This window comes from Stenotrophomonas sp. PS02300 (assembly GCF_029959395.1).
GTDB lineage: Bacteria > Pseudomonadota > Gammaproteobacteria > Xanthomonadales > Xanthomonadaceae > Stenotrophomonas > Stenotrophomonas maltophilia_AD.
The window spans coordinates 1-13,426 of the sequence record NZ_JASCOP010000113.1 but is presented as its reverse complement, the minus strand read 5'-3'; the positions used below and the strand labels follow the sequence as shown (position 1 = coordinate 13,426).

The following is a 13,426-nucleotide window of genomic DNA, read 5'->3' as shown; positions in this document are numbered from 1 at the left end:
GGGCACGCGTGAATCCATCCATGGAGCTCTTCGCGGCTCCTGCCGCTCAAGGCCCCGCTACCCCCTACCGCCCCGCGCCCCCGAAGATTCCGGGTGGCGGTTGGCAGAGGCAAATGCAAAAAAAAACCGGCCCTTGGGCCGGTTTTGTAGGGACACGCCATGCGTGTCTACGCGGTGCCGGAAAGGCTTACAACGCCTGCAGTTCCTCGTTGGCGTTGCGCTTTTCCTTTGCCGGGGCTGCCGGCACGGCCGGGGTCACCGGCGGTGGGGTCAGCATCACGGCCGGGCTGGTTTCCACCGGCACGTCCAGGTACGGCAGGCGCAGGGTGTCGCTGGTCTGGCGGCGGATCTCGTTGGTCAGGGCCGGGCTGTCGTTGAGTTTGCGCCCGTAGGACGGCACGATCTGGGCCAGGCGGGCTTCCCAGCCGGCGGCCATCTGCTCGGGGAAGGCCTTCTTGAGCAGGTCCAGCATGATCGGCGGGGAGGTCGAGGCACCCGGGGAGGCGCCGAGCAGGGCGGCCAGGGTGTGGTCCTTGTCGGTCACGATCTCGGTGCCGAACTGGAGCACGGCGCCCTTTTCGGGGTCGTGCTTGATGATCTGCACGCGCTGGCCGGCGGTGACCAGTTCCCAGTCTTCGCGCTTGGCGTTGGGGAAGTACTTGACCAGTTCGGCCTGGCGGTCGTCGTCGTTGAGGCGGGCCTGGCCCATCAGGTACTTCACCAGGTCCAGGTTCTCCGCGCCCACGTCGAGCATGCCGGCCACGTTGTTGTGGTTGACCGACGAGTAGAGGTCGAACCACGAGCCGTGCTTGAGGAACTTGGTGCTGTAGAGGGCGAACGGGCCGAACAGGACCACCGGCTTGCCATCGAGCTTGCGCGAATCCAGGTGCGGCACGGACATCGGCGGGGAGCCGGTTTCGGCCATGCCGTAGGCCTTGACGCTGTGGCGGCCGGCGATGGCCGGGGACTTGAAGGCCAGGAACTGGCCGCCAACCGGGAAGCCGGCGTAGTTCTTCGATTCGGGAATGCCCGACAGCTGCAGCAGCTTGAGCGCGGCGCCGCCGGCGCCGATGAACACGAAGCGCGACTTGAGGGTGGACTCGGTGCCGGCGTTGAGGTCCTTGACCGTGACGTTCCAGGTCTTGTCGTCGTTCTGGCGCAGGGCGCGGACTTCATGTTCCAAGTGCAGGCTGAAGTTCGGGTTGCGCTGCAGGCCGGCGGTGAGCTGGCGGGTGATCACGCCGAAGTTGACGTCGGTGCCGAGCGGCATCCAGGTGGCGGCGACCTTCTGGTTCGGGTCGCGACCTTCCATCAGCAGCGGGGCCCAGGCCTTGATCTGCGCCGGGTCTTCGGAGTACTGCATGCCGTAGAACAGCGGGTTCCTGACCAGCGCCTGCTGGCGCTTGTGCAGGTAGGCGATGTTGTCATCGCCCCACACGAAGCTCATGTGCGGGGTGGGGTTGATGAAGTCGGACGGCTGGCTGAGCCGGCCTTCCTTGACCTGGTGCGACCAGAACTGGCGGGAGATCTCGAACTGCTCGGCGATGCCGACCGCGCGCTTGGTCTCGATGCTGCCATCGGGCAGTTCCGGGGTGTAGTTCAGTTCGGCGAAGGCCGAATGCCCGGTGCCGGCGTTGTTCCAGCCATCGGAGCTTTCCAGGGCCACGCCGTCGAGGCGCTCGAACACTTGGATGTTCCAGTCTGGCTGCAGTTCCTGCAGGAAGGTGGCCAGGGTGATGCTCATGATGCCGCCGCCGACCAGCACGACGTCGACCGGCTTGTCGTTGCCCGCGGCCGGAACCGAACGCTGGTGGAGGGGCCAGTACAGGAACACGGCCGCTGCGATCAGCAACAGCACGAGCAGGCCGAGGACGACCTTCGCTAACTTTTTCATGGATATCTCATGTGGGGAGATGAGGGCAGGATGACGGCGCTTCGTGGAAGAAGCGTGAAGAAACAAGCTCTTGGCGCATCCAGGGCCCAATTTTAGCCCGAAACGGTACGGATTTGGTGCAACGCAGCATCACGCTGATCGTTCCGGGCGACGTAGAGCCTCGCCCTGCGTGGCTGCGCCCCCGGCGCTGATCAATCCGACCCCAAGGTGAAGTACTCCGGCAGGAAGTACCCGCACTGGTAAATCAGTGCCACCACGGCCAGCCCCAGGTGCACCCGCCGCGAACTGCTGGCGATGCCCACCCCGGCAATCACCAGCATGATCCCGGTGTGCACCGGATACGCCTCGCCCAGCATCTGCCAGCGGCTGTGGCCCTTGATCGCCGTGTCGCCCAGGTCCAGCAGGGTCACCAGCGCCAGCATCCCGAAGAAGCCCGCGCGCCGTTCCAGCAGGTACTTCTCGTAACTGCCGTACTCGCGCAGGTCATCGGGCAGCAGCAGCACGCAGAGCATGTACCAGCTGGCGCAGTAGCCGATCACGAACAGATACAGCCCGAACGTCCACTGCCGCACCCCGGCCAGCCGGAACTCCCACCACCAGAACGTCACCACCGACACCAGCGTCCACAGCAGCCAGCACAGGTGGATGCCCGACCACCCGCCACGCCGGGCCGGGTGCTCGATGATCGACGCCAACCCCTTCACCAGCGTGGTGATGCTCAACCCCAGGATGATGCTCAGCACCACCCGGATATGCAGATAGACCGGATCCGATTCCATCGAACGCCCCTGCGCTGGATGCTTGAAGGCCACGGTAGGTGCCGACCGTTGGTCGGCACGTGAAGGCGTACCCACCAACGGTGGGTACCTACCGTTTGCGGCGCACCAACGTAGCCGACGCCGCCAGCACCGCCTTGGTCAGCAGCGCCATCGTCTGCACATCGCCCTTCCAGTGCTGCCAGTACAGCGGCACGTCTTCCCACGCCCGCGGCTTCATCAGCACCAGCCGCCCCGCGTCCAGGTGGCGCTTGACCAGCGGCAGCGGATTCATCGTCCAGCCCAGACCGCCCACGTTGGCCTGCACGAACGCCCGCGTCGACGGTACCCACCAGGTGGGCGCCGTCATCGGCAGGTCGTCGCCCGCCAGCCGCCGCGCGAACCGCGCCTGCATGTCGTCCTTGCGGTTGAACACCAGCACCGGCGCCTGCGCCAGCGACTGCGCGTTCACCCCCTTCGCAAAGTAGCGGTCGTGGAACGCCTGCGTGCACGTGGCCGCATAGCGGATGCTGCCCAGCGCGTGGATCTGGCAGCCCTGCACCGGCTCGTCCAGCGTGGTCACCGCCCCCAGCACCGCGCCTTGGCGCAGCAGCGCCACCGTGTGGTCCTGGTCTTCCGAACGCAGGTCCAGCGTCGTCCCCGTCTGTCGCGCGAAACTCAGCGCCGCCTCCGGGAACCAGGTTTCCAGGCTGTCGTGGTTCACCGCCACCGGGATGCTCGCGTGCGGCAGGTCCTCGTCGGCAATGCCCATCCGGTGCAGCGCATCGTGCTCCAGCAGCGCCGTCTGCTCGGCCAGCTGCACCAGCACCTGGCCCTCCGGCGTGGCCACCGCCGGCGACGAGCGCTTCACCAGCAGCCGCCCGACCCGGTCCTCCAGCGCCTTCACCCGCTGCGACACCGCAGAAGCCGTCACGTTGAGCGACTGCGCCGCCCGGTCGAAACTGCCTTCGCGGATCACCGCCGCCAAGGCGCGGAGCTGGGCATGGTCAATGCGCATCGTCTTAAGTTCCGCTAAAGATGGTTAAGTAAGTTTAGCTCTACTTTTCCATGTTGCGGCGCGACAATACGCGCCATCACGGTGCTGTACGCCTTGGCGAGGCACCGCCCCCCAGCAAGACAGGTGGTATCCCATGTTCTCCTTCATTTCCGGCGGCCCCGGTCTGGCCGCGTGGCTCAGTGGTGCCGCAGCCGGCATCGGCCTGTTCGCCGTGGTCGGGGCCCAGAGTGCCTTCATCCTGCGCCAGGGCATCCTGCGCAAGCACATCGTGCCGGTCGTGGCGACCTGCGCCGCGATCGATGCCGTCTTCATTTTCGCCAGCGTGGCCGGCCTGCGCACCCTGACCCAGGCACTGCCGTGGCTCACCACCGTGGTGCTGTGGGGCGGCGTGGCCTTCCTCAGCTGGTACGCCTGGCAGTCCGCCCGGCGCGCGCTGGCCGGTGGCGGCGGCATGCAGGTCGATGACGGCGACAACACCTCGCGCCGCGCCGTGCTCACCGCCGCGGTCGGCTTCTCGCTGATCAACCCGCACTTCTGGCTGGACATGATGGTGATCGGCTCCATCGCCGAAAACTTCGGCAATGCCCGCATGGCCTTCGCCGCCGGCGTGGTCACCGCCAGCTGCCTGTGGCTGACCGCCCAGGGCCTCGGTGCCCGCCTGCTGGCCCCGTTGTTCACCAAACCCCGTACCTGGCGGATCCTCGACGGCACCATCGCCGTGATCCTGTCCATCCTGGCCCTGAGCCTGGCGTTCCGCGGCGTGCATTGATCTCTCTCTCTCTCCGTCAATGCTCGTCTAAATGGCACCGTTCGCGGTGCCATTTTTCTTTCCGGGGTTCAAAGCGTTCAGGAGCGTCGCCACTGGCCTGTCCCACGTCGAACTGTCTAGAATCGCCGATCACGGACAAGGTGTCTGGTTGGAGGGGGAAGGATGAAGTACTCGAAATGGGCGGCCCTGGCCGTCGTGGCCCTGCTGTTCGGGCCGGTGGGGCAGGGTTCCGCTGCGGACCTGGACCTTGAGCGCTATCTCAAGCGCGACACGTTCACCGACATCAAACTGTCCCCGGGCGGGGACTACTACGCGGCCACCGTGCCGATGGAAGACCGTACCGCACTGGCGATCCTGAGCCGCGCCACCGGCAAGGTCACCGGCTCGTTCGTGCCGCCGCGCAACAACCACGCCACCAGTTTCTACTGGGTCAACAACGAGCGCGTGCTGATCGGCCTGGCCGAAAAGTTCGGCAGCCTCGACCAGCCCCAGCTCACCGGTGAGCTGTACGCCATGAACGCCAATGGCGGCCGTGGCGAACTGCTGGTCGGCTACCGGGTGGAAGGCAAGGGGCCCGGCACCCGCATCCAGCCCAAGAAGGTAGAGGCCGTGGCCGCCTTCCTGATCGATTCGATGCCGCAGGACGAGCGCAACGTGCTGGTCACCGTGTGGCCGTTCTCCGAAGATCCCTTCACCCGCGTCGATCGCATGGATATCGCCAGTGGCCGCCGCGTCACCGTGGCCCGGTCGCCGGTGCGCCGCGCCGATTTCACCAGCGACCCGAGCGGGCAGATCCGCTTCGCCCATGGCGCCGGCACCGACAACGTCAACAAGCTCTACTACCGCGATGCCATCGGCGATACCTGGAAGCTGGTCAACGATGAAGCCGATACCGGCCGCATCGAAACCGCGCTCGGTTTCTCCGAAGACGGCAAGACCGCCTACCTGCAGGTACAGCAGGCCAACGGCCCCGATGCCATCGTGACCTGGGACCCGGCCACCGGCACCCGCAACCCGCTGCTGCGCGACCCGGTGGTGGACCCGGACCGGCTGATCTACCGCCCCGGCACCCGTGTTCCGGTGGGCGCGCTCTACCTGGGCGACAAGCCGCGCACCCGCTTCTTCGACGAAACCTCGGCCGACGCCCGCCTGTACCGCAGCCTGGAAGCAGCGTTCGGCGGCGATGCGGTGTTCATCGCCTCCAGCACGCGCGATGGCCGCAGCGTGCTGGTGGAAACCTGGTCGGGAAGCAATCCGGGTGACTTCTACATCTTCGACACCGTCGCCAAGAAGGCCGAGCACCTGATCAGCCGCGGCGCATGGGTCGACCCGGACACCGCCGCCAAGGTCCAGCCGTACGCCTTCAAGGCGCGCGACGGCATGGAGCTGCACGGCTACCTCACCCTGCCGGCCGCGTCGGCAGGGGCGAAGCCGCCGATGGTGGTGATGCCGCATGGCGGCCCCTTCGGCATCTTCGACGACGGCAGCTATGACGCGGAAGCGCAGATGCTGGCCGGGGCCGGTTACGCGGTGCTCCAGGTCAACTTCCGGGGTTCGGGCAACTTCGGCCGCGCCTACCAGCATGCCGGCGCCAAGCAGTGGGGTGCCGCCATGCAGGATGACGTGACCGATGCGACCCGCTGGGCGATCAGCCAGGGCCACGCCGATCCCGCCAGGGTCTGCATCTATGGCGCCAGCTACGGCGCATACGCGGCGATGATGGGCGCGGCCCGCGAGCCGGGCATGTACCGCTGCGCCGCCGGCTACGTCGGCGTGTACGATCTGCCGATGATGCACACCACCGGCGATGTCCAGCGCAGCGGCTCGGGCAGCACCTACCTGAAGGAATGGCTGGGCAGCCCCAACGACGTGGCCGCGGTGTCGCCGGTCAACCTTGCCGACCGCATCAAGGTGCCGGTGTTCCTGGCGGCGGGCGGCGAAGACGAGCGCGCCTCGATCCAGCACACCAAGCGCATGGAAGCGGCGCTGCAGAAGGCCGGGGTGCCGGTGGAATCGCTGTACTACTCCACCGAAGGCCATGGCTTCTATACCGACCCGCACCGCCGCGAGTACTACGGCAAGCTGCTGGCATTCCTGTCGCGCAGCCTGGGTGGCAAGACCGCGGGCGCGGCGGCCGCCGCCTCGCCCTGAGCGCAACCACGATGACGCACGAACGGCACCTGCGGGTGCCGTTCGTGTTTCTGGCCGTGGGCGGATGGCGCCGCACGCGCGGTTCTGTCTAGAATCGGCGACCCGGACAGGGGGTCCGGACCAAGGGGGAAGGATGCGCAAGACACTGATGGCCGCGCTGCTGGGCGCCGGCTGTGCGTTGCTGTCGGCGGGGGCCGGCGCGGTCGACCTGGAGCGCTACCTGCGCGACGATGCGTTCACCAACATCAAGATTTCGCCGGACGGCACCTATGTCGCCGCCAGCGTGCCGCTCCAGGACGCGACCGCCATCGCGATCCTGCGCACGTCCGACATGGCGATGGTCGGCTCGTTCCGCCCGCCGCGCGACAACCACGCCGGCAGCTTCGACTGGGTCAGCAACCAGCGCCTGGTGATCGGCCTGGCGCAGAAGTGGGGCCGCCTGGACAAACCCCGCCCGACCGGCGAGCTGTACGGCATCAACGCCGATGGCAAGAGCGGCGAGCTGCTGGTCGGCTATCGGGTCGGTGGGCTCAACGACAGCCAGGTGTCGGCCTTCCTGACCGACGATCTCGTCGATGACGAGCGCAACGTGCTGATTGCCGTGTGGCCGTTCGCCGAAAATCCCTACACCCGCATCGAACGCATGGACGCGGTCACCGGGCGGCGGATCGTGGTGGCGCGCTCGCCCGTCCAAGGCGCGTACTTCACCACCGACAACAGCGGTGAAGTGCGGTTCGCACTGGGTTCGGGCTCGGACAACGTGCAGAAGCTGTACTACCGCGTGCAGCGCGGCGACGACTGGGTGCTGCTCAACGATGAAGCGGTCAGCCGGCGCGTCGAGAAGCCGTTGGGCTTCTCCGCCGACGGCAGCCTGGCCTACCTGTGGATCGAGCAGACCGAGGGCCCCGATGCCATCGTCAGCTGGAACCCGCAGACCAACGAGCGCCACACCCTGCTGCGCGACGAGGTGGTGGACCCGGGCCTGGTGATCTACCAGCCGGGCACCCGCATTCCGGTGGGCGCGCTCTACTACGGCGACGTGCCGAAGGCGCGCTTCTTCGACGATACCTCCAGTACCGCGCGGCTGTACCGCAGCCTGCAGGCGGCGCTGCGCAGCCCGGTGTACATCACCTCCAGCACTCGCGACGGGCGCATCGTGCTGGCGCAGACCTGGTCGGGCAGCAACCCGGGCGACTTCTACCGCTACGACACGGTGGAGAAGAAGGCCACGCTGCTGGCCAGCCGCAGCAGCTGGATCGATCCGTCACAGAGCGCACAGGTGCGCCCGGTGGCATTGAAGGCGCGCGATGGCCTGCCGTTGCATGGCTTCCTGACCGTGCCCAATGGCAAGGACGCGCGCCGTCTGCCGATGGTGGTGGTGCCGCATGGTGGGCCGATCGGCGTGTTCGACGAAGGCGGCTATGAGCATGAAACCCAGCTGCTCGCGGCGGCCGGGTATGCAGTGCTGCAGATCAACTTCCGCGGCTCGTCCAACTATGGGCGCGCGCACACCGCTGCGGCCAAGCACCAGTGGGGCCTGCGCATGCAGGACGACGTGACCGATGCCACGCGCTGGGCGATCGAGCAGGGCATTGCCGATGAAAAGCGCATCTGCATCTACGGCGCCAGCTACGGGGCCTATGCGGCGTTGATGGGCACCGTGCGCGAGCCGGGGCTGTACCAGTGTGCGGCCGGTTACGTGGGCATCTACGACCTGCCGCTGATGTTCGAGCGCGGCGACATCCAGAGCGACCGTTCCGGCATGACCTACCTGCGCGACTGGCTGGGCGCGCCGGAAGCGTTGGGCGAGCGTTCGCCGGTGAACCTGGCCGCGCAGGTGAAAGTGCCGGTGTTCCTGGCCGCCGGCGGCGAAGACAAGCGCGCCCCGATCCAGCACACCAAGAAGATGGAGGCGGCGCTGCGCAAGGCCGGCAGTCCGGTCGAAGCCCTGTACTACAAGAGCGAAGGCCATGGCTTCTACACCCCGGAACACCAGCGCGAGTACTACACCCGCCTGCTGGCCTTCCTGTCGCGCAGCCTCGGCGGCCAGACCGCTTCAGCCGCCCAACCCTAGGGTTGGGCGGCCACGCGCCGCATCAGAACGCCATGCGCACCTGCATCTGCGCCTGCACATCGCGAACGCCCATCAACCGCTCCGCCATCAGCGCGCCGCCAAAATCGGCGCGCAGGTAACGATAGTCGGCCCCCAGCATCACCCGGTAATCCATGCCTGAAGGTGCCAGCCCCGGCACCGCGAACGCGTGCCCGCCGGCACCGTGCAGCGTTGCGCTGCGCACATCGGCGCGATAGGCCATCGAGCGGAACATCGCGGCATCACCCCGCACAGACCAGCCGTGGCCCAGGCGACCACGGAAGGCGCTGCCCAGCTCCAGCTGCACACCGCTGCGCGTTCCCGCGCCCACCGACAACCCGAAGGCGTCGGCACCGTACTCATGGAAGGCCGCTTCGCGGGCGTGATACGCCGTTGCGCCCAGCCGCGGCTGCCAGCGCAGCCCACCGGCCGCCAATTCCGTGCTCAGCGTGCTGCCCAGCCGGGTGCGCGACAGCGCGCGCTGGCTGTGTGCGCTCATGCGCGTGCTGCCCCAGTGCAGCTGGCGCTGGCCATCGGTCTGGTGCCATTCGTTGCCCAGCGTGTGCTGCAGGGTGAACGCGCCCAGCGGCTGGGCCATGCCAATGCCGGCAAACCGCGACTGCGAGCGGGCCTGGCCGCCATCGGTGGAGAAGTCCGAGCCGAGCAGGCCTGTGCTCAGCTGCAGCTGCCGCCCACCTCCCATCGCCAGGGCCACCTGCATGCCGGTGCCGGTGCCCTGCACGCCGGAGGCCGTGGCCGACCCGGGTCCGAACGCGACCACGCCGGTGCCGTTGCCCGGCGTGGCGCGGGCCAGGCTCGACCAGAACGCGTCGCCATTGGCGGTCAGGCGCATCCCGGCCGCCGCCAGGCCGCTGCCGGACAGCTGCCGCAGCGCGTGGTTGAATTCGGCGGCGCTGGCCACTTCCAGGCTGTGGTACAGCGCGTTGTTGGCGTAGCCCGATTCCAGCGCGGCGGCGATGTCCTGCGTGCCGGTCCCGGCGATGTCGCGATAGTCATTGCGGGTCATCACCACGTCGACATTGCCGGCCTCGTCGCGCTCGGCCTGTGCCTGCCAGACCACGGTGGCGCTGCTGATGTTCTGTTCGCCGCCGTCCGCGCCTACGAATACCTTTTCCAGGCGGACCTGCGAGGCGTCGGTGCCTCGGGTGAATCCGGTATCCACGTTCACGTCGGACAGTTCGCCCCCTTCATGCAACACCATCTGCCCGGCACTGCCGTCGGCGTTGGTGCCTACCGTGTAGCCCGAAACGCCGCGCGGTGCCTGCCAGCCCAGGTCCGGGGCAGGGCGATCGGCGTCCTGGCTCGCCTGGTCGGCGTGCACGCCGCTGCCACGGCCATACACATTGACCTGCCCGTTGTTGACCAGGCGGCCGCCGCCACCAGCACCCATCTGGAAGGCGTGCGAGTTGTCGGCATGGATGTTGATCACACCGCCGCGGCGGTTGTTGAGCGTGGCCGAGCCGTCGGACTGCATGGCCACCATGTCCTGGCCGTTGTTGCCGCCGGCCACGCCGAGGTTGATCACCCCGTCGTTGATCAGCGTGGCGCCGCGCGCGCCGGACATCGCCACCGCGCCGTCACCGGTCACGGTCAGCGTGCCCTGGTTGAGCAGGGTCGCCTGCGCGCCTTCAGCGTGCAGCGCCGACTGCCGCTGGGCGTGGCTGATGATATGCGCGCCGGCGCGGTTGATGCCGGCGCTGGCATGGCTGTCGGCAATGAGGGTCAGCACGCGCGCATTGCCCTGCACCGTGACCAGGCCATGGTTGTCGAACGCTTCGATGAGGTCGCGCTCGTTGCCGACGCGTGCGGTCACCGCATGCACCAGCGAACCCTGGTTGAGCGTGCCGCTGGCGTTGACGGTGCCGTGGTTCTTGAACTCGGCCATGCCGGTGAGCGCGAAGCCGCCGCCCTGTACGCTGAGCGTGGCGTTGCGGCGGCGTTCGCCGTTGTCGAATTCGCTTTCGCCACTGAGCGTGACCCGCGTGTCGCGCAGCTGCATGTCGCCGAGATTCTCGAGCTCGGCATCGCCTTCCAGCTGGATCGTTGCATCCTGCGCCAGCAGGGTGCCGTGGTTTTCCAGGCTGCCATCGCGGCGCAGCTGCAGCCGGCCGAGGAGTTCGAGCGTGCCATGGTTGTCCAGGTCGCCATCGTTCTCCACCACCAGGCTGGCTGCCTGGCCGATGCGCAGGCTGCCGGTGTTGCGCAGGTGGCCGTCATTGCGCACGCTGAGGGTGCCGGCGTTGATGCGCAGGCTGCCTTCGTTGCGCGCCGCGCCGGTGACGCGGGTTTCCACGTTGCGGTCCCAGCTGATCTCGCCGCCCGGTCCGGCCAGGAACTGGTTGCCGCCGTACTGGCCGCCTTCCGAGCCCGGCGGGACGCCGCCTCCACCGCCGCCGCCGTCACTGCCACCACTGCCGCCCCCACCCCCTGCCGCCGCTGCGGCCGCACCTGCCAGCGCGACGCCGCCAATCAGCCACGGGGTGGTGCTGGACGATGCTTCGTCCTGCGCCTCACACACGCTGTGGTCAGGATCGATGTCGCAATCGACAGTTTCTGCATCGGCGTTGCCCGCATATGCGGGCAACGAAAGCGAGGTGCACAGTGCCAGCGCGATGAGTACGGCGAGCGGGCGGTGGGGCGGAGCAGCGTGACGCATTGGGAAAGTTCCATGAACGCAGGGAGCGCCATGGTGGGGAGCGATGGAAAACGTGTATCTACAACTTGCTTCAACGCGGCCGGACTGTGACCGGATCGAATGGTGTTAGGAAGTGTTTATGTGCATGGGGTGTGGCGGCTTACTTGACCCCGTGCATCATCCGCTTCAGCAGGGGCGAACCGGCGAACGCCACGGCGGCACAGCCCAGGCCGATCCACATCAGCAGCCAGAACAGGTGTTCGTAGCTGGCGGCGGCCGCGGCGATGTTCATGGTTTCGCCTTCGGGCACTTCGATGGCGGCAAGCTTGCCGAACAGCGCGGCGAGGGTTTCGGAGAACGCGGTGGCCAGGAACCAGGTGCCCATCATCAGGCTCACCACGCGCGGGGCGGCGAGCTGGGTAACGGCGGACAGGCCCACCGGCGAGAGGCACATTTCACCGATCTCCAGCACCAGGTAGGCGAGCACCAGCCACCACACGCTGGCCATCTGGCCGGTGCTGCCGACCTGCTGGGCCGCGAGGGCGAGCGGAATGAAGGAAAGTGCGGCAAACACCAGGCCGAGCGAGGATTTGACTGGTTTGGAGGGATCCAGGCGGCGCTTGTCGAGCCATGCCCACAGCACGGCGAACAGGGGGGCGAGCACGACCAGGAACAGGCCGCCCAGGTAGGTGAGGGAACCGGCGGTCTGCGGAATCACCAGGCAGTCGCGGATCAGCAGCACCAGCATCAGGGCGACGATGGCGATGAACAGGGTGCGCGGTGCGGTGGACCCGGGGCGGCGTTCGGACAGGCGCGCGGCGACCACGAAGCCGAGCGGCGCCAGCAGCAGGGAAGCGATCGACCACGGGATCGGGGTGCCGCCCTGGATCACCAGCGCGGGAACGAGGTCCTTGGTGAGCATGCGGTCGGTGAAGGTGACCCAGGAGCCGTAGGTCTGCTCGTAGAGGGTGAAGAACACCAGGGCCATGAAGATGAGGGCCATGAGGGCGATCATCTGCTGGCGTTGCACGGGGGTGCAGCGGGTGCCGGTGAACCAGGCGAACCAGAGCAGCACGCCGCCAAGCACGACGACCATGAGCAGCAGGGCGAGGCTGATTTCGCCGCCGATGGCGAAGGCGCCGTTGGCGGCGGACCACATCAGGGCGGCGACGGGAATGACGCCGAGCACGGCGATGCCGTAGATCAGCCATTCGCGGGGGATGCCGGCAATGCGCTGGCGCAGGGCGGCGACGTTGGTGGGTTCGGCGTGGCCCTGCAGGTACTTCTGGCCCCAGAGGAACATGGCCAGGCCGATGACCATGCCGATGCCGGCGGCGCCGAAGCCGTATTTCCAGCCATAGGCTTCGCCGAGGAAGCCACAGACGAGGGAGGCGAACAGGGCGCCGAGGTTGATGCCGGCGTAGAACAGGGAGAAGCCGGAATCGCGGCGGGGGTCGCCTTCGGGGTAGAGCTTGCCGACGATGGTGGAGATGTTGGGCTTGAGGAAGCCGACGCCCATGATGATGAGGGCAAGGGAGAGGTAGGTGATGCCGAGGGCGGCATCGTCGCGCACGACCTGGCCGTCGATGCGGGTGGCGGCGTGGCCTTCGAAGGCCATGCCGAGGTGGCCGAGGACGAGCAGGATGCCGCCGAACACGACGGCTTTGCGCATGCCCAGCCAGCGGTCGGCGAGCAGGCCGCCGAACACGGGAATGCAGTAGACCAGGCCGCCGTAGGCGCCGAGCAGGTCAAGGCCGGCCTTGTCGCCGAACAGGTGGTACTTGGTGAGGTACAGCAGCAGCAGCGCCTTCATGCCGTAGAACGAGAAGCGCTCCCACATCTCGGTGAAGAAGCAGACGTAGACGCCTTTGGGGTGGCCAAGGAAGTCGTCGGAAGCAGAAAGGGCGGTGGCGGTCATCGGGCGATATGCGACAAAACAGGTCGCGATTATCACCCAGAGGGTCCGCGCCAAGAGCGCGGCGTTTCGGTTGTTACGGCGCGGGCCGAGGGCGGGGCACCCTGGCCGGACGCGCGTGAACCCATCCATGGGGCTCATCGCAGCATCCATGCTGCTCAAGGTCCGGCCAGGGT

General features: G+C 67.6%; 8 protein-coding genes. 3 read left to right on the top strand and 5 right to left on the bottom strand.

Annotated elements, in window-relative coordinates; genetic code table 11:
- Positions 1 to 187: 187 nt before the first annotated feature.
- From mqo to QMX79_RS16600, 3 genes are all read right to left on the bottom strand, one after another.
- Complete coding sequence (gene mqo, locus QMX79_RS16610; RefSeq protein WP_282247718.1) at positions 188 to 1,894, bottom strand: malate dehydrogenase (quinone); 1,707 nt, start codon at positions 1,892 to 1,894, stop codon at positions 188 to 190.
- A gap of 191 nt (positions 1,895 to 2,085) precedes the next feature.
- Positions 2,086 to 2,673, bottom strand: coding sequence for a hypothetical protein (locus QMX79_RS16605; protein ID WP_282247717.1), 588 nt, complete (start codon positions 2,671 to 2,673; stop codon positions 2,086 to 2,088).
- Between the two features lie 88 nt (positions 2,674 to 2,761).
- Positions 2,762 to 3,667 carry a LysR family transcriptional regulator ArgP gene (locus tag QMX79_RS16600; protein ID WP_282247716.1) on the bottom strand — a complete coding sequence of 302 codons (906 nt, stop codon included), beginning with the start codon at positions 3,665 to 3,667 and terminating at the stop codon, positions 2,762 to 2,764.
- 133 nt (positions 3,668 to 3,800) lie between these two features.
- Here QMX79_RS16600 and QMX79_RS16595 point away from each other — a divergent pair, with 133 nt between their 5' ends.
- The 3 genes from QMX79_RS16595 (at position 3,801) to QMX79_RS16585 (ending at position 8,661) form a co-directional block, all read left to right on the top strand.
- On the top strand, positions 3,801 to 4,436 hold the full coding sequence (locus tag QMX79_RS16595; protein ID WP_282247715.1) for a LysE family transporter: 636 nt from the start codon (positions 3,801 to 3,803) through the stop codon (positions 4,434 to 4,436).
- Positions 4,437 to 4,598: 162 nt separating this feature from the next.
- The gene (locus QMX79_RS16590; RefSeq protein ID WP_282247714.1) at positions 4,599 to 6,587 is read left to right on the top strand and encodes a prolyl oligopeptidase family serine peptidase; all 1,989 of its coding nucleotides are present in this window, start codon (positions 4,599 to 4,601) and stop codon (positions 6,585 to 6,587) included.
- A 133-nt stretch (positions 6,588 to 6,720) separates the two neighbouring features.
- Positions 6,721 to 8,661, top strand: a complete 1,941-nt coding sequence (locus QMX79_RS16585; RefSeq protein ID WP_282247713.1) for a S9 family peptidase — start codon at positions 6,721 to 6,723, stop codon at positions 8,659 to 8,661.
- 22 nt (positions 8,662 to 8,683) lie between these two features.
- Here the strand turns inward: QMX79_RS16585 and QMX79_RS16580 are convergent, their stop codons facing one another.
- Together QMX79_RS16580 and QMX79_RS16575 are read right to left on the bottom strand one after the other, a co-directional pair.
- Positions 8,684 to 11,356 carry an autotransporter outer membrane beta-barrel domain-containing protein gene (locus QMX79_RS16580; RefSeq protein WP_282247712.1) on the bottom strand — a complete coding sequence of 891 codons (2,673 nt, stop codon included), beginning with the start codon at positions 11,354 to 11,356 and terminating at the stop codon, positions 8,684 to 8,686.
- A 139-nt stretch (positions 11,357 to 11,495) separates the two neighbouring features.
- A complete protein-coding gene (locus QMX79_RS16575) occupies positions 11,496 to 13,253 on the bottom strand; it encodes an oligopeptide:H+ symporter (RefSeq protein WP_282247711.1) in 1,758 nt (585 codons plus the stop codon).
- Positions 13,254 to 13,426: the final 173 nt, after the last annotated feature.